The sequence below is a fragment of the Thiohalorhabdus sp. genome (assembly GCF_036628635.1).
Classification (GTDB): Bacteria; Pseudomonadota; Gammaproteobacteria; order Thiohalorhabdales; family Thiohalorhabdaceae; genus Thiohalorhabdus.
In genome coordinates this window covers 64,123-84,832 of the sequence record NZ_JAZKRM010000002.1, presented here as the reverse complement: position 1 = coordinate 84,832, position 20,710 = coordinate 64,123, and the positions used below count along the sequence as shown (strand labels likewise).

20 protein-coding genes and 2 tRNA genes are annotated in these 20,710 nt (G+C 66.3%); 18 read left to right on the top strand and 4 right to left on the bottom strand.

Translation table 11 applies throughout. From position 1 onward, the window contains the following. Window positions 1-212: 212 nt before the first annotated feature. The 3 genes from sfsA to glnD all read left to right on the top strand — a co-directional run bounded on the left by sfsA (window position 213) and on the right by glnD (window position 4,620). A complete protein-coding gene (gene sfsA / locus V5A19_RS01380; protein WP_332317316.1) occupies window positions 213-941 on the top strand; it encodes a DNA/RNA nuclease SfsA in 729 nt (242 codons plus the stop codon). A gap of 49 nt (window positions 942-990) precedes the next feature. Beyond that, a complete protein-coding gene (gene map, locus V5A19_RS01375; protein ID WP_332317315.1) occupies window positions 991-1,758 on the top strand; it encodes a type I methionyl aminopeptidase in 768 nt (255 codons plus the stop codon). A gap of 96 nt (window positions 1,759-1,854) precedes the next feature. Then, on the top strand, window positions 1,855-4,620 hold the full coding sequence (glnD, locus tag V5A19_RS01370; RefSeq protein ID WP_332317314.1) for a [protein-PII] uridylyltransferase: 2,766 nt from the start codon (window positions 1,855-1,857) through the stop codon (window positions 4,618-4,620). Window positions 4,621-4,629: 9 nt separating this feature from the next. On the opposite strand, the gene V5A19_RS01365 is transcribed toward glnD, so the two are convergent. Beyond that, window positions 4,630-5,253, bottom strand: a complete 624-nt coding sequence (locus tag V5A19_RS01365; protein ID WP_332317313.1) for an L-threonylcarbamoyladenylate synthase — start codon at window positions 5,251-5,253, stop codon at window positions 4,630-4,632. A 286-nt stretch (window positions 5,254-5,539) separates the two neighbouring features. Between V5A19_RS01365 and fdxA the strand changes: the two genes are divergently transcribed. Beyond that, window positions 5,540-5,863 carry a ferredoxin FdxA gene (gene fdxA, locus V5A19_RS01360; RefSeq protein WP_332317312.1) on the top strand — a complete coding sequence of 108 codons (324 nt, stop codon included), beginning with the start codon at window positions 5,540-5,542 and terminating at the stop codon, window positions 5,861-5,863. 40 nt (window positions 5,864-5,903) lie between these two features. Then, entirely contained in the window at window positions 5,904-6,464 is a 561-nt protein-coding gene (locus V5A19_RS01355; RefSeq protein ID WP_332317311.1) for a thioredoxin family protein, read from the top strand. An 81-nt stretch (window positions 6,465-6,545) separates the two neighbouring features. Here the strand turns inward: V5A19_RS01355 and V5A19_RS01350 are convergent, their stop codons facing one another. After that, on the bottom strand, window positions 6,546-7,043 hold the full coding sequence (locus V5A19_RS01350; protein ID WP_332317310.1) for a DsrE family protein: 498 nt from the start codon (window positions 7,041-7,043) through the stop codon (window positions 6,546-6,548). 215 nt (window positions 7,044-7,258) lie between these two features. Here V5A19_RS01350 and V5A19_RS01345 point away from each other — a divergent pair, with 215 nt between their 5' ends. Continuing rightward, on the top strand, window positions 7,259-8,341 hold the full coding sequence (locus V5A19_RS01345) for a 6-phosphofructokinase (RefSeq protein ID WP_332317309.1): 1,083 nt from the start codon (window positions 7,259-7,261) through the stop codon (window positions 8,339-8,341). 205 nt (window positions 8,342-8,546) lie between these two features. Further along, window positions 8,547-9,434: a phosphoribulokinase gene (locus tag V5A19_RS01340; protein WP_332317308.1), complete on the top strand. Its 888-nt coding sequence runs from the start codon at window positions 8,547-8,549 to the stop codon at window positions 9,432-9,434. A gap of 108 nt (window positions 9,435-9,542) precedes the next feature. Here the strand turns inward: V5A19_RS01340 and V5A19_RS01335 are convergent, their stop codons facing one another. After that, window positions 9,543-10,109, bottom strand: a complete 567-nt coding sequence (locus V5A19_RS01335) for an NADPH-dependent FMN reductase (protein ID WP_332317307.1) — start codon at window positions 10,107-10,109, stop codon at window positions 9,543-9,545. Between the two features lie 258 nt (window positions 10,110-10,367). On the opposite strand from V5A19_RS01335, the gene glnA reads away from it, so the two are divergent. The 3 genes from glnA (at window position 10,368) to ntrC (ending at window position 14,392) form a co-directional block, all read left to right on the top strand. Then, a complete protein-coding gene (gene glnA / locus V5A19_RS01330; protein WP_332317306.1) occupies window positions 10,368-11,783 on the top strand; it encodes a type I glutamate--ammonia ligase in 1,416 nt (471 codons plus the stop codon). Between the two features lie 96 nt (window positions 11,784-11,879). Beyond that, window positions 11,880-12,998 carry a nitrogen regulation protein NR(II) gene (gene glnL, locus V5A19_RS01325; RefSeq protein ID WP_332317305.1) on the top strand — a complete coding sequence of 373 codons (1,119 nt, stop codon included), beginning with the start codon at window positions 11,880-11,882 and terminating at the stop codon, window positions 12,996-12,998. After that, complete coding sequence (gene ntrC / locus V5A19_RS01320; protein WP_332317304.1) at window positions 12,995-14,392, top strand: nitrogen regulation protein NR(I); 1,398 nt, start codon at window positions 12,995-12,997, stop codon at window positions 14,390-14,392. The genes glnL and ntrC overlap by 4 nt, the downstream gene beginning before the upstream one ends. 85 nt (window positions 14,393-14,477) lie before the next feature. Here ntrC and V5A19_RS01315 read toward each other — a convergent pair whose 3' ends face one another. Next, a complete protein-coding gene (locus tag V5A19_RS01315; RefSeq protein ID WP_332317303.1) occupies window positions 14,478-15,293 on the bottom strand; it encodes a metal-dependent hydrolase in 816 nt (271 codons plus the stop codon). A 365-nt stretch (window positions 15,294-15,658) separates the two neighbouring features. Here V5A19_RS01315 and V5A19_RS01310 point away from each other — a divergent pair, with 365 nt between their 5' ends. The 8 genes from V5A19_RS01310 (at window position 15,659) to V5A19_RS01275 (ending at window position 20,707) form a co-directional block, all read left to right on the top strand. Further along, window positions 15,659-16,381 (top strand): TorF family putative porin, encoded by a 723-nt coding sequence (locus V5A19_RS01310; protein ID WP_332317302.1) that lies wholly within the window; start codon window positions 15,659-15,661, stop codon window positions 16,379-16,381. Between the two features lie 11 nt (window positions 16,382-16,392). Continuing rightward, window positions 16,393-16,731: a P-II family nitrogen regulator gene (locus V5A19_RS01305; RefSeq protein WP_332317301.1), complete on the top strand. Its 339-nt coding sequence runs from the start codon at window positions 16,393-16,395 to the stop codon at window positions 16,729-16,731. 36 nt (window positions 16,732-16,767) lie between these two features. After that, entirely contained in the window at window positions 16,768-18,018 is a 1,251-nt protein-coding gene (locus tag V5A19_RS01300) for an ammonium transporter (RefSeq protein WP_443081387.1), read from the top strand. A 239-nt stretch (window positions 18,019-18,257) separates the two neighbouring features. Beyond that, window positions 18,258-18,349: transfer RNA gene (locus V5A19_RS01295), tRNA-Ser, on the top strand. Window positions 18,350-18,508: 159 nt separating this feature from the next. Further along, on the top strand, window positions 18,509-18,823 hold the full coding sequence (locus tag V5A19_RS01290; RefSeq protein ID WP_332317299.1) for a hypothetical protein: 315 nt from the start codon (window positions 18,509-18,511) through the stop codon (window positions 18,821-18,823). Continuing rightward, window positions 18,814-18,890 (top strand) — tRNA-Arg (locus V5A19_RS01285). Before V5A19_RS01290 ends, V5A19_RS01285 begins: the two co-directional genes overlap by 10 nt. 111 nt (window positions 18,891-19,001) lie before the next feature. Then, window positions 19,002-20,072 (top strand): 3-deoxy-7-phosphoheptulonate synthase, encoded by a 1,071-nt coding sequence (locus V5A19_RS01280; protein ID WP_332317298.1) that lies wholly within the window; start codon window positions 19,002-19,004, stop codon window positions 20,070-20,072. Between the two features lie 101 nt (window positions 20,073-20,173). Beyond that, window positions 20,174-20,707: a hypothetical protein gene (locus V5A19_RS01275; RefSeq protein ID WP_332317297.1), complete on the top strand. Its 534-nt coding sequence runs from the start codon at window positions 20,174-20,176 to the stop codon at window positions 20,705-20,707. The last annotated feature ends 3 nt before the right edge of the window (window positions 20,708-20,710 follow it).

The window sequence follows — 20,710 nt, the reverse complement described above, 5'->3', positions numbered from 1 at the left end:
TGCAAGATTCCGCCGCAAAGCGGGCTAGCCTTTCGGTGGTTCCGGGCAACAAAGGTAACGGCGGGAGCTTCTTCAAACGGGCGGGGCCGAGACCGGCGGGTGGGCGTAATTGGGGCTGATTCTCGATTGTAGTAGGATGACGCGACTATTCCGCCCCGGGCTAGTCTCGCAGTCGGCCTCGGGGCGGTCGCCCCCTTCCCCGGGAGACAAACGTGGAATTCGAGCAGCCCCTTCAGCACGGCCACTTGATCCGGCGTTACAAGCGGTTCATGGCGGACGTGGAGCTCGCTGACGGCAGCGTGGTCACCGCCCATTGCCCCAACTCCGGCTCCATGGCCACGTGCAAGGACTCAGGGCAGGCGGTGGCCATCCAGCCGGCCGACTCGCCCAAGCGCAAACTCGGGCACACCTGGGAGCTCTACCACAGCGGCACCAGTTGGGTAGGGATCAACACCCACCGGTCCAACGCGGTGGTGGCGGAGGCCATCGCCGCCGGCCGGGTCCCCGAGCTTGCCGGCTACGCCGACCTGCGCCGGGAGGTGAAGTACGGCCAAAACAGCCGCATCGACATCCTGTTGGATGACGCCGGGAAGGGGCCCTGCCACGTGGAGGTGAAAAACGCCACCCTGCTGGCGACCGACGGGCGGGTGCGCTTCCCCGATGCCGTCACCGAGCGCGGCCGCAAGCACTTGGACGAGCTGGCGGACCTAGCCGCCAGCGGGGGCCGCGCCGTGATGTTTTTCCTGGTCAACCGCGCCGACGGCGACGGCTTCGGCCCCGCCGATCACATCGATCCGGGCTACGGCGAGCGCCTCCGGTCGGTCAGGGAGGCCGGGGTCGAGGTTCTCGCCTACGGCACCCGCATCACCCCGGAGGCCGTCGAAGTGGCGGCCGCCGAGCCCATCGACCTTGCTCCCGCCCACGAACTCGGGGCCTCTTGAAGGGTCCATTATTACCCATACCACGTCAGCGAACGAGCTCAGGACAGTCATGACGGTGCATATCAAGACCCCCGAAGAGATCGAGCAGATGCGCGTCTCCGGTCGCTTGGCGGCGGAGGTGCTGCAGATGATCCGCCCCCATGTGAAGCCGGGCGTAACCACCGGAGAGCTGGACCGCATCTGCCACGATTACATCATCAACGAGCAGGGCGCCTATCCGTCGCCGCTCAATTACCACGGTTTCCCCAAATCGGTGTGCACCTCCGTGAACCATCAGGTCTGCCATGGCATCCCCGGCGACAAGGAGCTGCGCGAGGGCGACACCCTCAACATCGACATAACCGTCAACAAGGACGGCTGGCACGGCGATACCAGCAAGATGTTCTATGTGGGCGAGCCCACCGCCAAGGGCCGCAAGGTCTCCGAGGTGGCTCACGAGGCCATGGTACGGGGTATCGAGCAGGTGCGCCCGGGGGCTACGCTGGGGGACATTGGCCACGCTATCCAGACCTACGCCGAATCCCAGCGCTGCAGCGTGGTTCGGGAATACTGTGGCCACGGCATTGGCCAGGGCTTCCACGAGGATCCCCAGGTCATGCACTACGGCCAGCCCGGCGAGGGCATGACCCTGGAAAAGGGCATGGTTTTCACCATCGAGCCCATGATCAATTTCGGCAAGCGCCACGTGAAGCTGCTGGCGGACGAGTGGACAGTCGTCACCAAGGATCACAGCCCTTCGGCCCAATGGGAGCACACCCTGACGGTTACCGATGACGGTTACGAGGTCCTGACCCAGCTCCCGGGCGATTCCCTGTAGCCGCGTTCGCCTGGCCCCCGGGCCAGCGGCGCCCCGACCCGAGAAGCCTTCCCGCCTACCGGCCTTTGCCATGCGACCCGCGGGGGCAAGACCGCCATGAGCCAGCCCACCAACGGCCCAAGGGGGCCCCGCAAGCCCGGTGATCAGCCGGTTTACCGGCTCCGCCACCGGCAATGGGTCTTCCCCGAGCGGCGCTTTGCCCGGGATCTGGAGGCACTCCGGGACGAGCACCCCCCTGAAGCCGGCTGGGAACCGGCTCGGCTTGCTTACCTCGATCTATTCCGGGATGCCTATCGCCAGGGGCGGGACTTCCTGCGCCAGCGCTACGAGATCGGAGCCAGCGGCCGTGAGATCGTTCGCGGCCACGCCCTGCTCACCGACCGCCTGCTCCAAAACCTCTGGCGCATGCTGGCCGATTATCTGGCCCACGAGCGCCGCCGGATGTCCCTGTGCCTCGCCGCAGTGGGCGGCTACGGCCGCGCCGAGCTGCATCCTCACTCCGACGTCGATCTGCTCCTGCTCCACGGCGACACGGCTGAGGTCGCCGCCGCCTTCGCCGAGCCCCTGCTGCATTTCCTGTGGGATGTCGGTCTGCCGGTAAGCCAGGCTTTGCGCACCCCCGAGCAGTGCGTAGGCGATGCCCATGACGACCTGACCATCCAGACCAGTCTCCTCGAAGCCCGCCTATTGGCGGGCGATGAGGACCTTTACGGGCAATTTCACGACCGCTTCCGGGCCGAGGCCCTCATCGACGGCGATGCCTTTACGGCCGCCAAGCAGGAGGAGCAGCGGATCCGTCATGCCCGCTACGGCGGCCCGGTGTACAACCTGGAGCCCAACGTCAAAGAGAGCTGGGGCGGGCTGCGCGACATCCAGCTACTGTACTGGGTGGCCCGCTACCGCTTCGACGTCGCCTCGCTACGCGAGCTCATGACCCGGGGCATCCTAACGGCGGCAGAGTGTCGGGCCCTGACCCGGGCCCAGGAATTCCTGTGGCGGGTGCGCAACGGACTGCACTACGCCGCCGGGCGCAACGAGAACCGTCTGCTGTTCGATCACCAGCACGAGCTCGCTGCCGAGTTCGGGTACCGCGACGGCACGGCCACCCTGGCGGTGGAAAAATTTATGAAGCGCTACTACCGCAGCCTCCGGCAGGTGGTGGCGCTCACCAACATCGGCCTTCGCACCCTGGAGCAGGCCCTGCACGGGCCGCCGGTGCGCCAACTGGGTCCGGAGCTGGCCCTCCGCGGCGCCTACCTAGAAGCCGTCAAGCCCGAGCACCTCACGCGGGACCCTGCGGGCATGGTGCCCTTTTTCGTCGAGGCGCAGGAGCGGGAGCCGCTGTCCCCGCTGGGGGCGGAAACCCTGCGGGCGCTGTGGACCGGGGCGCGGGCGGTGGATGCTTCGGTGCGGGGCGACGCAAGGGTCCGATCGGGCCTGCTGCGGATTCTGACGCGGCCCGGCCGGGTGGCAAAAATCCTGCGGCCGATGAACACCTACGGCGTGCTCGGCCGGCTGGTACCCGAATTCGGCCGCATTGTGGGCCAGACCCAGCACAACCTGTTCCACATCTACCCGGTGGATGAGCACACCCTGCGCGCCATGGAGATCGCCGACGCCTTCTTCCGCCAGGATCCCGAGGTCACGGGCGACTCACCCCTGGCCTGCCGGCTGGCCCCGCAGGTGCGCCGCCCCGAGGTGCTCTACCTGGGTCTGATGTGCCACGACATCGCCAAGGGCCAGGCCGGCGACCACTCCGTCCTGGGCGCCCGTGTGGCACGGCGACTGGCCCGGCGCCTGGGTATGGATGCCGAAGACGCCGAGACCGCAGCCTGGCTGGTGCACGAGCACCTGTCGCTGTCGCAGATCAGCCAGAAGCGCGATATCCATGACCCCGAGATCATCGGCGAGGTCGCTGCGCGGGTGGGTACGGCGGAGCACCTGGACCTGCTGTTTTTGCTGACCGAGGCGGACATGCGCGCCACCGGGCCCAAGGTATGGAACACCTGGAAGGCCCAGCTCCTGGGCGATCTCTACGCCAACACCCGCCAGGCCCTGCACGCGGGCAACCCGGGCGACGCCCGAGAGCGCGCACGGCGAATGCAGCGCCGGATCAGCCAGGCCCTGGCCGAGGAAGGCTTCGATACCCGGACGGTACGCGCCCACCTCAAGCGGGTGGACCGTGACTACCTCCTGCACTATCACCCTGAAGAGCTCATCCAGCACACCCGCACCCTGGTCAACCCGGCCCAGGCCACCGTGGTGGAGGTGGCGCCCCATTCGCGCGCCGGCGGTACGGAAATCCTGCTCTACACCCCCGACCGTCCCGGCCTGTTCACCCTGGTAACGGGCGTTCTGGCGGCGCTCGGGCTCAACATCCTTGAGGCCAAGATCCACACCACCCGCGATTTTTGGGCCCTGGACACTTTTCTGGTGCTGGATCAGGAGGACCAGCCAGTGGCGGATCCGGCAGCCCGTGCCAACCTCCGCGAGCGGCTCCAAGCGGCCCTCACCCAGCCCGGCGTCGCCCCCTCCCCCCCGGGGCGCCAAACCTTCCGGGAAAGGGCCCAACGGCATTTCCCCACCCCGGTGCAGGTGACCTTTTACCCCTCGGCCTCGGGCCAGCAGACCGTCGCCGAGGTGGTCGCCCCCGACATTCCCGGGGTGCTCCACCGCATAGCCGGCGTTCTGTCCGAACAAGGGTGTGAGATTCACGCTGCCAAGGTGGCAACCTTCGGTGAGCGCACCGAGGACACCTTCTTCATTACCCGCGAGGGCATGCCCCTTGACGCTCCCGAGGCTCGCCAGGCGCTGGCCAGGGCCGTCAGGGAGGAGCTGGAGCCCCAGGCGGTTAGCGGTTGAGGCTGCCGATCAACCGCCGAAGGGGGCCGGGTCGCCACTGCCGTAGCGAAGTATGGCCGGCTCCTGCTCGGTGAGATCGACCATAGTGGAGGGATTGGGCGGAACCACCCCGGCGTCTAACAGGAGATCGATGGCATCGCCGCATACCTCGGCGATGCTCACCGCATCCTCCAGGGCCCATTCATCCCCTTGGACCCGGGCCGAGGTGGTCACCAGCGGACCGCCGAGCGCATCCAGAAGGCCCTTGACCACGGGGTCGTCCGAGATGCGGATGCCGATGGTGCTACGCTTTTTCTGCTTGAGCTGATTGGGGACCTCGGCCGTGACCGGCAGGACGAAGGTATAGGGCCCCGGGATGACCCGCTTGACCTGCCGGAAATGGGGGGTATCGAGAAGCCCGAATTTTCCCAGGCACCCGAGATCGGGACACAGGAGGGTCCAGGTATGGCTAGCGGTCAGCCCCTTTACCCGCTGGATACGCTGGAGGGCCGACTGGGCGCCGGGGACGCAGCCGAAGGCGTAGCCGGTGTCGGTGGGAAAGGCAACGACGGCCTGGCGCTCGGTCAAGGCCTCCGCCACCTGCTGCATGGTCCGGGGGCTAACCGCCTCCGGGCGAATCTCGATGGTACGCATGCCTGAACCTCGCCGAGAAACTGGCACTCACCCCGTTGAGGTTGGTCTAATCCAAATCCCCATGCAAGCGCCGCCCCTACCAGCCCCCGGTGACGTGCCAGGGCCAGCTCGGGGCGCTCAGGTTGACACGGGGGGCCGACTGTCGCACTTTTTTGAGGTTTTGCGGGAACCCTAAACGCCGGCAATCATACCCTCCGAAGGCCCCTTCGGGGGGTGTCCCAAATACCCGACCAGGGTCCCCCCTAGGACCTTCTGTCCACTACCCGGGAACGAGGAGAGCCAAGGAATGGCATTCGTGGTGGCCGAGCCCTGCATCAAGTGCAAATACACCGATTGCGTCGAGGTTTGCCCCGTGGATTGCTTCCACGAGGGCCCCAACTTCCTGGTGATCGACCCGGACGAGTGCATCGATTGCACCCTGTGCGAACCGGAATGCCCGGTTACGGCCATCTACCGCGAGGAAGAGCTACCCGATAAGTGGGAGCACTACACCGAGCTCAATGCCGAGCTTTCCCAGGAATGGCCCGTGATCACCGAGATAAAGGATCCGCCGCCGGACGCCGACGAATGGGCCGACGTGGAGGACAAGTACGAGCACCTCGAGCGCTGATCACCCGCTGCCCGGAAGGCCCGCGACCAAGGAGGCTTGCATGAACCGTTTGCTGTGCACCTTGACCATCACCCTCGTGGCCGCACTGATGCCATTCAGCGCCAGCGCCGAACGGGCCGATCCCGAAGCGTTCTATCAGATTCCCGCCTTCGGGGATTTCCAGACGAACCTGGAAAAAGCCCTGAGCGAGGGCAAAAAGGGCGTTCTGCTGTATTTCCACCAGGACCAGTGCCCCTTCTGCAAGCAGATGGAACGGCGGGTATTCACCCAGCCCATCGTCCACGAGTTCTTCCACAAGCACTTCGATATCTACAAGGTCAACATCAAGGGCAACAAGGAGTTCGTGGACTTCAAGGGCGAGCCCGTGGCGCAATCCGATTTCGCTGTTCGCCACCGGGCCCGCGCCACTCCCACCTTGATCATCTTCGGCGAAAACGGCGAGGAGCTGGTACGCTTCGTCTCCAATCCTTCCCTCGAGGAGATGCTGGCGCTGGGCAAGTTTGTGGTGGACGGTGCTTACCAGGACGGCACGGATTTCTTCAACTACAAGCGCGCGGCTAGCAACGGCATCGAGCAGGAAATCCGGGAGCAGAACCTGTAGCGCCCGGATTAATCCGGTGACGCAAGCAAAGGGCCCGGCGGCACCGCCGCCGGGCCCTTTGCTTGGCTGCGGGGCCGGTCTTTACTCGGCCTTGATATAGGCAAAGCCCTTTTGCTGCAACTTGGCTACTTCGACCACCCCCGACTCCACGAAGGTGACGCCGTCGTAGAAGGCATCCTTGGGCAGGTCGAGCTGCTCGCGGGTAATGCCGCAGATGGCCACCTGAACATCATAAGTGTCCATCAGCGACCGGATGCGGCCTTTGAGATCTTCCCGCTGGTCTTTGAGCTCTTCACCGGCTTCGAACGGTGTGTCCTCGAGGTTGTTGTCGGTAAAGAAGCGCACGCCGAAGGAGTTGGTCACGATCCGGACGTCGGAGTCGATGAGCTGGTTGCGATAGTCGTGGACCATATTGTAGATGCTGGTCAGCTGGGCGGAGAAGCGCCGCACCCCCTCGTAGTCCACGTGATAGACCACCTTGGGCTTGGGACCGTCCATGCCCATGCCCTGGGCGGAGGCACCTGCCGCCCAGGTCAGGCCCACGAAAAACATTAGCAATAAGGGAATTAGCCGTTGCATGGGTGTGTCCTCCAGGACAAAAAGGGACGAACGTTCACAGTGGCAAACTCCCCCAGCCTAGGCAACCCGATTTACCGGACCGGACCCGAGGTAGCCACCAAAGGCTGTCAACACCGGGCTTGGGGGTTACGATTCAGGACTCGGAAACGATGCGGCCATCTTTGGCCATTGAAAAGGTCCACCCTTTCCGAACTAACCAGAATGAGGAAGGGTCCATGCAATTGGGCATCCTGACCGGCGGCGGCGACGCTCCGGGCCTGAACGCCGTCATCCGGGCCGTTGTCCGGGTGACCATGCGCACTTACGGCTGGCCGGCTGTCCTGGGCATCCCCCAGGGCTTCAAGGGGCTGGTGGAGCGCCTCCCGCCCATACCGCTGACCCCTTACAGCACCCAGGGCCTCATCAACCGCGGGGGGACCATTCTCCACACCACCAACCGGGCGAACCCCTTCCAGTACCCGGTTGACGCTGACACCTACGCGGACCGCTCGGACATGGTGCTGGAGCGGGCAGAGGAGCTGGGCCTGGACGCGCTGGTAATCCTCGGCGGCGACGGCTCGCTGTCCATCGCCTACCACCTGGCCCAGAAGGGGCTGCCAGTGATGGGCACCCCCAAGACCATCGACAACGATATCCGCGGCACCGACCTGTGCTTCGGCCACCTGAGCGCGGTGGCCACCGCCACCGACGCCCTGGACAAGCTGCACGACACCGCCGAGAGCCATCACCGGGTCATGGTGGTGGAAACCATGGGCCGCTACACCGGCTGGATCGCCCTGCGCGCCGGTCTGGCCGGGGCCGCCGATGCCATCCTGGTTCCCGAGACCCCCTTCGACATCGACCACGTCAGCCAAGAGGTCAACTGCCGCGCGGAGGGCGGAGCGCCATTCAGCATCATCGCCGTAGCCGAAGGGGCCCAGCCCAAGGGCGGCGACCTATCGGTGCTGGAAACCGGCTCCAGGGTCTATCAGGCTCGCCTCGGCGGCATCGGCGCCCACGTGGCCAACAAGCTCCAGGAGGATACCCAATTGGAAAGCCGCGTCACCGTACTCGGCCACACCCAGCGCGGTGGCGGGCCGGTGGCCTCGGACCGTATCCTGGCCACCAAGTACGGCGCCGCCGCTGCGGACGCCCTGGCCCGCGGCGAGCGCAACCGTATGGTGGCCCTCCACGGTGAGGGGCTGGATACGGTGCCCCTGGATCAGGTGGTTGGCGCCTACCGCCCCGTTCCCCTGGACCATCCCCTCATGGACACCGCCCGTCAGCTGGGGGTGATCATGGGGGCCTTGGACGAGTAAGCCCGGCCGCCTCGGTCTACCCACTGCAAGCGGGGGCTGTTATCATCCGGCGTTTGCCGAATCCCCTACATGGGCCGGAGCACCATCCTGCTCCCGCCCGCGAGGCCAAAACGGGGCGCCGCCGCCCGGGCGCAGGGGCTGCGGACGATCGCCTTAGCGCCTCCGGAACCGAATCTTCGCAACCGAGACAAGCTTGGAGGACGGCATGTCCAGTAAACACCCGATCGTCGCGGTGACGGGCTCCTCCGGCGCTGGCACGACCACCGTCAAGAACGCGTTCAACGACATCTTCCGGCGCGAAAACCTCACCCCGGCGGTGATCGAGGGCGACAGCTTCCACGCCTACGAGCGCTCCGAGATGAAGGAGAAGATGGCCGAGGCCGAGAAGAAGGGCGAGAACTTCTCCCACTTTGGCCCCGAGCCCAACCACTTCGACAAGCTCGAGGGGCTGTTCAAGAGCTACAGCCAGACCGGGACCGGGCAACGGCGCTTTTACATCCACAGCGAGGAGGAGGCCGCCGAGCACAACGAGCGCTTGGGCACCGACAAGGGCCCCGGCCAGTTCACCCCCTGGGAGGATCTGCCCGAGTCGAACCTGCTGTTCTACGAGGGCCTGCACGGCGGCGTCGCCGACCCCCAGGCCGGCGTCGATGTGGCCCAGTGGACCGACCTGCTGGTGGGCGTGGTGCCGGCGGTGAACCTGGAGTGGATCCAGAAGATCAGCCGCGACACCGCCGAGCGCGGCTACTCGGCCAGCGCGGTGACCGACACCATCCTGCGGCGCATGTACGACTACGTTCACTACATCACGCCGCAGTACTCGCGCACCCACATCAACTTCCAGCGGGTGCCGCTGGTGGACACCTCCAACCCCTTCGTCGCCCGGGACATTCCCACCCCGGACGAGTCCATGGTGGTGATCCACTTCAACGCCTATAAGGACCAGGACTGGACCTACCTGACGTCCATGATCAAGGGCTCGTTCATGTCCCGGCCCAACACCCTGGTGGTCCCCGGCCCCAAGATGGGCTTCGCCATGGAGCTCATCCTCAACCCCATCATCCATGAGCTGGTAGGCAAGAAGCAGGGCTGACCTTCCAAGGAACCAAGCAAACGGCCCGGCCGCTGAAGCGGCCGGGCCGTTTTGCGTCGGCGGGGGAATGGGCGCGTTAGGGAGCGTAACCGAGTGGGGCCTCCCCCCTTAGCCCGGTTCGAGACCCTCCGCCTGCCGGGTGCACTGGCTAAAGCGGTGGAACTCGGCGGCGAAATCGGCGACCTCGGCGCGCAGATCGGGGTTTGCCAGCTCACCGGACTCGGAAAGCTGGTCCTGGATGGCCGGGAAGAACAGGTAGCGGCCGAAGGGGCGGGCGCGGACATGGGCAAGCACCGACAGCAGGGCGTCAGCGGCCCGGGTGCCGGCGAAGCGGGCGGCACCTAGTGCCACCACCCCCACCGGCTTACCCCGCAGCACCGAAGGGTAGCCCAGGTTGTCCAGGACCAGCTTGATCACCCCGGAATAACTGCCGTGATACTCCGGCGTCACCAGGATCACCCCCGAGGCGGCGGCCACGTCGTCGACCACCGGCTGGAAGGCCTCCACCGGTCCTCCGGCCACGGCACCGTCGGCCAGGGCGGCCAGATGGGGCGCGGGGGCGATCCGGCGCACTGGCGCTTCGGCGTTCCCTTCCAGGATGCCGGCCAGCTGCCGGGCCACCAGCCCGGTGCGGCTGTCGGGCCGGGCCGAGCCTTCGATAAGGAGGTAGGACATGAAGGTTGCGCTTCGGACGGGGAAAATAAAAAGGGAACCCCCCTTATTATAGGATCCGCCATCGTCGCCAAACAAGCACATCTGACGCCCCATCCCGGGGCATTTCGCACCAAAAAGGTGCATTAGTCATCCCATATGCCCTACAATGGTTCAATACCCGCTCGGTTCGCCCCTGTTCCGGCCCGTTCCCCCGTTGGCACAGCTTGTGCATCAAAAGGCTCGAATAACCACGGCTACCCCCTTTGAGGAGGCACACCCATGGCCCAAGGCGCTGACAAAGTCTTCACGATGGTCGAGGAGCACAACGCCCGCTTCATCGACTTCCGCTTCACCGACCCCCGGGGCAAGTGGCAGCACATGACCCTGCCCGCCCACGGGCTGGATCAGGAGGCCTTCGAGGAGGGCTTTGGCTTCGACGGCTCCTCCATCGATGGCTGGAAGGAGATCCACGAGTCGGACATGCTGCTCGTCCCTGACCCGGACTCGGCCTTCCTCGACCCCTTCTACGAGGAGCCCACCATCGTCCTGACTTGCGACGTGGCCGAGCCCGACACCATGGAGGGCTATAACCGCGATCCGCGCTCGGTAGCCAAGCGCGCCGAGGCCTACCTCCAGGCAACCGGCATCGGCGACGCCGCCTACTTCGGGCCCGAGCCCGAGTTCTTCATGTTCGACTCGGTGAAGTGGGACGTGAAGATGGAGCGCTGCAGCTACGAGATCGACTCCGAGGAGGGCGTGTGGAACTCCGGCGCCGACTTCGAGGGCGGTAACTTCGGTCACCGCCCCGCGATCAAGGGCGGCTACTTCCCCGTGCCCCCGGTGGACTCCAGCCAGGACATCCGTTCGTCCATGTCCCTGGTGCTCGAGGAGATCGGCATCACCCCCGAAATTCATCACCACGAGGTAGCCACGTCCAACCAGAACGAGGTGGGCTTTAGGTTCGCCGAGTGCGTTGACCAGGGCGATCAGCTCCAGAAGTTCAAGTACGTGGTGCACAACGTCGCCCACGCCTACGGCAAGACCGCGACCTTCATGCCCAAGCCGGTGGTTGGCGACAACGGCACCGGCATGCACGTCCACCAGTCGGTGTGGAAGGACGGCAACAACATCATGGCCGGCGACGGCTACGCCGGGCTGTCGCAGGAGGCTCTGTACTACATCGGCGGCATCATCAAGCACGCCAAGGCCATCAACGCCTTCACCAACGCCTCCACCAACAGCTACAAGCGCCTGGTCCCCGGCTTCGAGGCGCCGGTGCTGCTGGCCTACTCCAACCGTAACCGCTCCGCCAGCATCCGCATCCCGGCGGTGGGCTCGCCCAAGGGCCGGCGCATCGAAGTGCGCTTCCCCGACCCCACGGCGAACCCCTATCTGGCCTTCTCGGCCCTGCTAATGGCCGGCATCGACGGCATCGAGAACAAGATCGACCCCGGCGAGGCACTGGACAAGAACCTCTACGACCTGCCGCCGGAAGAGCTGGAGGACGTACCCACCGTCGCCGCCAGCTTCGAGGAAGCCCTCGACGCCCTGGATGCCGATCGCGAGTTCCTGACCAAGGGCGGCGTGTTCACCGACGATGCCATCGACGGCTACCTCGAGCTGCGCCGCGAGGAGGTGGACCAGGTGCGCATGACCACCCACCCCATGGAGTTCGCCCTCTACTACAGCGTGTAGGCCGGGCCGGCCCGCGGAACAACGACCTCCCCGGGCGGCCGGGGAGGTCGTTTACTTTGGAACCCGCCGGTCCGCGCTACAGGAGCCCAGTGCGCCATGCCAGCGTCCGATCCCGCCAAGCGCCCCGCCCAGGTCCTGGATTCCCTGACCACCTCGGTGCTGACCTTCGACGACCGGCTCCAGCTGCAGTGGCTGAATCCGGCCGCCGAGGAGCTGTTCGCGGTGGGCCTTCGCCAGGGCACCGAGCGAAGCCTCGGCGAACTGTTCCCGGGACGCACCAATCTGGTGCACCAAGCACTAGGGGTTTTGGCCCAGCCCCGCGTGGTCAGCGAGCGCGAGGTCTGGCTCCAATGCCCGAGTGAAACCGGTCACCTGGTGGACGTGACGCTATCGCCGCTGCCCCTGGATGACGGCGACCACCTGGGCCTGCTGGCCGAGGTGACCCTGTCCGACCGGCGCAGCCGCATCGCTCAGGAGGGTCGCCGGCTGGAGGAGCAGCGCGCCCTGCACCGTGTGATCCGCGGCCTGGCCCACGAGGTCAAGAATCCCCTGGGCGGACTTCGGGGCGCGGCCCAGCTGCTGGCCGCCCACCTCAGCGACCCGGAGCTGGCCGAGTACACCGACGTCATCGAGCACGAGGTGGACCGCCTTCTCAAGCTCCTGGAACAGCTCCAGGGCCCCCGCTCAGGGGCCGAGCACGGACCGGTCAACATCCACGAGGTGCTGGAGCGGGTGCGCCGGCTGGCCGCCGCGGAGGCCCCGGAGAAAGTGACCATCACCAGCGACTACGATCCCAGCCTCCCCGAGGCGACGGGCAACTTCGACCAACTGGTGCAGGTCTTCCTCAACCTGGCCACCAACGCGGTCAATGCCGTTTCCGACCGGAACCAGGGTCGGGTAACGCTGCGCACGCGCGTGGTGCGCAACTACACCATCGAGGGTCGGCGCCATCCGCTGGCCCTGCGCGTGGAGGTGGCCGACAACGGTCCCGGCATCCCCGAGGCCGAGCACAGCCAGATCTTCTACCCGCTGGTTACAAGCCGGGCAGAGGGCCGCGGGCTGGGCCTGTCCATCGCCCAGGACCTGGTCACCACCCATGGCGGCGTCATCAACCTCAAGAGCCGGCCCGGGGAGACCGTGTTCCAGGTCACTCTGCCCCTTAAGCCACCGGCGTCCGAACCAGGCGGTTCCGACGAAGGGAGCCAAGCGCAATGACCTCCACTGTCTGGGTAATCGACGACGACCCCTCCATCCGCTGGGTGCTGGAAAAGGCCCTGACCGAGGCGGGCATGCAGGTGCGTGCCTTCGAAACGGCCGACGCCCTGCACCGGGCGCTGGGCGACGGTCACCCCGATCTGGTTATCTCCGACGTGCGCATGCCCGGCGAAGACGGCTTCGAGCTGCTGCGCCGCATCCACGCCCAGGAGCCCGACCTGCCTGTCATCCTGACTACCGCCTACAGCGACATGGACGCCGCGGTCTCCGCCTTCGAGGAGGGCGCCTTCGAGTACCTGCCCAAGCCCTTCGACGTCGCCGAGGCCGTCTCCCTGGCTCGCCACGCCCTCACTCGAGCCCCCGCCGAGACGGCCGAGGCCGCCGGCGAGCGCCCCGAGATCCTGGGCGAGGCCCCTGCCATGCAGAGGGTGTTCCGCATCATTGGGCGCCTGGTGCACTCCGAGGCCAACGTCCTTATCACCGGGGAGTCCGGCACCGGCAAGGAGCTGGTGGCCCGCGCTCTGCACCGCCACAGCCCCCGCGCCGAGGGCCCCTTCGTGGCGCTGAACACCGCCGCCGTGCCGGCCGAGCTGCTGGAGTCGGAGCTGTTCGGCCACGATAAGGGCGCCTTCACCGGCGCCGTGGAGCGCCGCATCGGCCGCTTCGAGGAGGCGGAGGGCGGCACCCTGTTCCTCGACGAGATCGGCGACATGCCCGCCGACCTCCAGACCCGACTGCTGCGGGTGCTCGCCGAGGGCGAGATCCAGCGCGTCGGCGGGCGCCAGTTGATCCGCACTGACGTCAGGGTGATCGCCGCCACCCACCAGGACCTGCCCCAGCTGATCGCCGAGGGGCGCTTCCGCGAGGACCTCTTCCACCGCCTCAACGTCGTTCCCATCCACCTGCCGGCGCTGCGCGAGCGCCGCGAGGACATCCCCCAGCTCGCCAGCTACTTCCTGCGCGACTTGGCGGACGAGCTGGGCCTGCAGCCCAAGCAGCTCGCCCCCGAGACTCTGGAGCGGCTCCAGGCCGCTGACTGGCCAGGCAACGTCCGCGAGCTGGAGAATCTGTGCCGGCGGCTGACGCTGATGGCCCCGGGTACCACCATCTACCCGGAGGACCTGCCTACCCCGTACCGCGAATCGGGTACCGCCCCGGCCGCCACCGGCGATTGGCAGCAGGCCTTGGCGGACTGGGTGCACCAGGCGCTCCAGGCCGGCAAGACCGACGTGGGCGACCGCGCCCAAGCCGAGCTGGAGCGCGTCCTCATCCGGGAGACCCTCGCCCACACCGGCGGCCACCGCCAGCGTGCCGCAGCTCTGCTGGGGTGGGGACGGAACACCCTGACCCGGAAGATCCGGGAGCGGGGTCTGGTCGCAGACGAGGGCGATTAAACCGCCCCGCCACCTGACCGCCTTCCTCCCCAACAAAACGGGCGAGTCCGAAAGCCCGCCCGCCGGCACGCCTTCGTCTTTCGGCTCAGAAGGTCACCGCCCCGTTGACCTCCAGATCCTTCATGGTCACCCCTTCGTGGAGGTGCTCCGACAGGTCGGCTGGTCGGCCCTCGAGCACCCCGAAGGTACCGTAGTGCATGGGCACCACCACATCCGGCTGGATCAGGCGATTGACCGCGTAGGCGGCGCGCTCGGGGTCCATGGTGAAGTGGCCGCCGATGGGCGCGAGCATCACATCCACCGGGGACAGCTTGCGGATGAGGGCCATATCGCCGAAGACGTCGGTATCGCCGGCGTGGTAGATGGCGGGCCCGGCCTCGACCTGGATGCGGTAGCCCACGGGATTGGACCCGTAGTAGTGCGACGGCGCTCCGTCGTCGTCGCCCGGGCGCTCCAGTCCAGAGCTATGCACCGCCCGGGTCATGAGCACCTCCACCTCGCCGTCGAGGATGCTGATGGTGCCGCCGATGTTCATGAGGCCGTTCGTGCCCACCTGGTCGGCGGGATAGCCCTGGGCCTTGAGCTGCTGCCCCAGCTCGAAGGGTGCCACCAGCCGGGCCCCGGTCTTCTTGGCCAGCTCCACGGCGTTGCCCACATGATCGGGGTGGGCGTGGGTGAGCAGGATGCGGTCCACCGCGGCCATATCGGCCAGGATGGCCTTGCCCTCGACATTGGCAGGGTTGGTGATCCAGGGATCGATCAAGAGGACGCCGCCGGAAGGTGTTTCGACCTTGAAGGCGGCATGACCCAGCCAGGTGATGCGGGTCTTTTCCGCGGCCACGGCTCCCGGGGCCATTGCCGCGGCGACGAGGAAGCAAGCAGCGGTAACGAGGTAGCGCATGGGGTCCCTCCTTTTGGGCGCGCATCAGGGCACGGCATAGCGGAGCCCGGGCAAAAGCCGACCGGGGGCTCCACCACCTCCAGGGCCTTCATCATAGCGCAAAAAGGCCAAGCTTTCGCGGGGTTCGCGCCCGGTGGGTTGCCTTTCCCCGGACCCCGGCGGCGCGGGTATCCCGTGCTCACGCAACTCAGGGGGCCCCACCGCACCACTAAGGGGCAGGGCGCACCATGGCGGTGCCGGCCTTGCCGCCCAAGGCGAGCATATTACAAACTAAGTCACTGTTTTTAGGTTATTTTTTGTTTTGGCACGGGCCGTGCAAATGGGGCAGCGAACCATTTATATCGCTCAATCCAAGGAGCACAGCCATGCATTCCACCTCGTTCTCCCGTTTTGCCCCCTTGGCAGCCGGCGCGCTCCTCCTGACCGGCGCGGGCGCGGCCCAAGCCGAGATCACCGGCAATGCCAGCGTGGTCTCCAAGTATATTTTCCGCGGTGGCGCGGAGGACGCCCGCACCGCCTTTCAGGGCGGTCTGGATTACGCCCACGGGTCGGGCTTCTACGCCGGAACCTGGTTCTCCACCCTCAACTACAACGACCCGGCAGCCAACGAGATCGATGCCTACGCCGGCTATGGCGGTTCCGCCGGCGAGCTCGGTTACGACGTAGGACTGCTGTATTTCTACTACACCGGCGACGCCACCGAGGGCAGCAGCGTGCCGGAGGGCACTGCCTCCGTTTCCTATGGCCCGGTGAGCCTATCGGCTAATGTGGCCCTGGACACAGTCGACTGGACCGCGGCCGGTGACACCTACGTCAACCTCAGTTTCGAGCAACCCCTACCGCAGGATTTCACATTTAGCATCGATGCCGGTTACTACTTTTATGCGGGCGACCTCGAGGACGAAGACGGCAACACAACCGTAGTAATGACGGAGGACGGCGCTTTCCGCGACGCCACCGTCAGCTTGAGTCATCCCCTGGCCGCTACCGGTGCCAGCATGCACATCAACTACACCGTTGGCGGCTACGACCGGACCGACGCAAATCTCGACGACAACTTCTGGGCCGGGGCGACCTGGACCTTCTAAAGGAGCCTGCCATGAAGCTCGTATCCGCCATCATCAAGCCGTTCAAGCTGGACGACGTCCGCGAGGCCCTGGGCGAGGCCGGAGTCCAAGGCATCACGGTGACCGAGGTCAAGGGCTTCGGCCGCCAGAAGGGCCACACCGAGCTCTACCGCGGCGCCGAGTACGTGGTCGATTTCCTGCCCAAGGTGCGCCTCGACGTGGTGGTGCCCGAGGACCAGGTGCAGGCGGTGGCCGAGGCCATCAGCAACGCCGCCCATACCGGCAAGATCGGCGACGGCAAGATCTTCGTCTCCCCGGTGGAGCAGGTGATCCGCATCCGCACCGGCGAAACCGACGGCGACGCCCTCTAGGCCATAAGGGATCAAGGAGCCGCAATCATGGATGCCATGAATCAGCTTGCGCAGTTGAGCTACGCCCTGGATACCTTCTACTTTTTGGTATCCGGCGCCCTGGTGATGTGGATGGCCGCCGGCTTCGCCATGCTGGAGGCGGGCCTGGTCCGGGCCAAAAACACCACCGAGATCCTCACCAAGAACGTTGCCCTGTACAGCATCGCCAGCATCATGTACCTGCTGCTGGGCTACCAGCTGATGTACGGTTGGGCCATGAACAGTGTGATCCCGGGGCTGGACTTCCTGATCGGGGCGGACAACTCGGCCGCCGCGGTCACCGGCGGCGGCGATGACGCCCCCTACTACTCCAACCTGTCGGATTTCTTCTTCCAGGTGGTGTTCGTGGCCACGGCCATGTCCATCGTCTCGGGAGCGGTGGCCGAGCGCATGAAGCTGTGGGCCTTTCTGATCTTCGCCGTGGTGCTGACCGGGGTGATCTACCCGGTCCAGGGCATGTGGACCTGGGGCGGCGGCTGGCTGGATCAGCTGGGCTACAGCGACTACGCCGGCTCCGGCATCGTCCACATGGCCGGCGCCGCCGCGGCCCTGGCGGGTGTGCTGATGCTCGGGCCGCGCAAGGGCAAATACGGCGCCGACGGCTCGGTCCGGGCCATCCCCGGCGCCAACCTGCCCCTGGCAACCCTGGGCACCTTCGTCCTGTGGCTGGGCTGGTTCGGCTTCAACGGCGGCTCGGAGCTGGCGGTGTCCAGCGTCGATTCGGCCAACAACGTCGCCGCGGTGTTCGTCAACACCAACACCGCCGCCGCCGGCGGCGTGGTGGCGGCGCTGCTGACCGCCCGGGCCCTGTTCGGCAAGGCCGACCTGTCCATGGCCCTCAACGGCGCCATCGCCGGCCTGGTGTCGATCACCGCACAGCCGCTGAACCCGTCGCCGCTGCTGGCCACCGGCATCGGCATCGTCGGCGGCATCCTGGTGGTGCTGGCCATCGTCGCCTTCGACAAGGCCAAGGTCGACGATCCCGTGGGCGCCATCTCGGCCCACGGCGTGGCCGGCATCTGGGGCATTCTGGCGGTGCTCCTGTCCACCGAGAGTGCCACCATCGGCGGCCAACTCATCGGCATCGTCGGCATCTTCGCCTGGGTGTTCCTCGCCAGCCTGATCGTCTGGGCCGTCCTCAAGGCGTTGATGGGCATCCGCGTGGACGAGGAGCTGGAGTACGAGGGCCTCGACCTCGCCGAGTGCGGCATGGAGGCCTACCCCGAGTTCACGGGGTCGCAGAGCTGAGCCGTTAACCGCGCAATCCTCCCTCAGCGGTTGAGGCGGCCCTTTTGGGGCCGCCTTTTTTTGAGGAGTTTTAAGTATTAAGTTTTAAGAAAAAACCCAAAAAAACCGGGGATTGGCGTTTCTTCTTGCCTTAATACTTAATACTTAATACTTAAAACTGCCTTCCCGCCCTCCCCCCGGCCGCCGGCTTTGACAGGGCGCCCCGCCCTCCTTTAAATTGATGCTCTTCCAAATCGTACGGAGAGGTGGCCGAGTGGCTGAAGGCGCTCCCCTGCTAAGGGAGTATGCGGTTGACCCCGCATCGAGGGTTCGAATCCCTCCCTCTCCGCCAATCCTGTTCGCCGCTTTCCTGGCGGCGCTGCTGGCCGCGGTCCCCGCAGGGACTTGGGCCGTTTCGCACCCGGAAACGTCGCGAATCGAGCGCCCCGAATCCCGGGTGGATCGGGTCCGGTTGCGGGTTTTGGACAAGGTGGAGGCCCGGAAGGTAGAGATGGCTGTTCCCACCGGGGTTACCGTGGCACTCCCCGATGCCGTCCACAGCATTCGAGTGACGCGCTATACCGAGGATTTCTCCCTCGACCGAATGCCGCCGGGGGAGAACGAAACCCCGGACGCCGAACCGGTCCCCCGTGAGCCGGGAAAAACCAACCCGGCCGTCCGTCTCAAGCTTTTCAGGCAGGGGGAGCCGGTTGCCGAGACCTGGGTATTTGCCCGGCTTCCTTCCTTGTTCCAGCCGCCGAACATGCGCTATAGTTTCGCGCTTATCGGGGCCGAGGGCTTCGAAGAAGATAGCAAGCGCCCGTAGCTCAGCCGGATAGAGCAACTGACTACGAATCAGTAGGTCGGAGGTTCGAATCCTCCCGGGCGCACCATACCCGCCAGGGCCTGGTCGGCAGCCATTCCGTCCAGGCCCTTGCTGTTTGCAGGCCGTACAGGCACCTTGGCCCGCGGCCAACCTGACCTCACCACGACGGTATCCTACCGTGACGCATCCAACCGAAGACCTGCGCATCGCATCCGTCCAGGAGGTCGTTTCTCCCGCCGAGCTGCACCGCGAGATTCCGCTGTCGGAGGCGGGCGCAGAGACGGTCCACGGCGCCCGCCAGGCTATCCAGCGAATCCTGAGCGGCGAGGACGACCGCCTGCTGGTGATCGTCGGCCCCTGTTCGATCCACGATCCGGAGGCGGCCATGGACTACGCGCGCCGCCTCAAGGAGGCAGCCGCCGAGCACGCCGATGACCTGCTGGTGGTCATGCGGGTGTACTTCGAGAAACCGCGCACCACTGTGGGCTGGAAGGGCCTGATCAACGATCCCGGCCTGGACGACAGCTTCCGAATTAACGACGGCCTGCGCAGCGCCCGCCGTCTCCTGCGCGACCTTGCGGAGACCGGTGTTCCCGCCGCCACCGAATTCCTGGAGCTGGTGGTGCCCCAGTACATCGACGACCTGGTGAGCTGGGGGGCCATCGGCGCGCGCACCGCCGAGAGCCAGGTCCATCGGCAGATGGCCTCGGGCCTGTCGTGCCCGGTGGGCGTCAAGAACGGCACCGGCGGCAGCCTGCAGGCCCCGGTAGATGCCATCCGCTCGGCCGCCCACCCCCACCATTTCATGTCCCTGACCAAGGACGGCCACTCGGCCATCTTTACCACCACCGGCAACCCTGACGGTCATCTTATCCTGCGCGGCGGCACCAGCGGTCCCAATTACGACCCCGGCAGCATGGAGGAAGCCTCGGCTCTTCTGGAAAAGGTTGGCCTGCCGGTGCGGCTCATGGTGGACTGCAGTCACGCCAACAGCGGCAAGAACACCGAGCGCCAGTACCAGGTCTGCCGCGATTTGGCGGCGCGGGTCGGAGCCGGCGAGCACCGCCTGATCGGGCTCATGATGGAGAGCCACCTAGTGGCCGGCCGGCAGGATCTGGTGCCGGGTACCAAGCTCACTTACGGCCAGAGCATCACCGATCCCTGCATGGGTTGGGACACCACCACCGATCTGCTGGTGGACCTGGCCACCGGCGTGCGCAGCCGCCGCCAACAAGGTGGCGCGGCCTGACACCCTCGGGCCGACCCACCCCGACTCCCCCATCTTCCCCGGCACTTCCCGAGTAGGCTATAGTCGAATGGCTTGGGCGTGGTTCTCGGGGAGGTTACCCCATGATGCTCGGCGAGATTCGCACCTGGCAGCCCGAAGGGGCACCGGAAGGGGTCCGAATGCTGGAGATCGCTCAGCAGCCCTTGCGCGCCCTGCACATCCCCCGCACCCAGCTACCGGAGGTCACCGGGCTGGCCGACCTGGCCGGCTTCGGGGTTCTTTTTCTGATCGAGCCTGCCGCGGCTCCCGGTCACCGGCCTCGCGTTTTCATCGGGGGAACCAAGGACCTGACCGGCCAGCTGACCGACTACGGTGAGCGGGCCCCGTTGGCCTGGGAGACCGCGGTGGCCATCCCCATCGCTCGACCCCGGGTACCACGCTTTCACAAGGAGCTCACCAAGCTGGTGCAGTTTCACTGCCACCGGCGGGCGGTGCAGGTCAGCAACCACGAGGTGGTGGGTCATGCACCCGCTTGCCCTTCCCTGGTTCCCGCCTTCCTGGATCGGGATCTCGGTGCCAGCCGTGCCGCCATCCAGACCCTGCTGTTCGCCCTCGGCCATCCCGTCCTGGGCCGCCAGCTGCGGGTGGTCAAGTAGGTA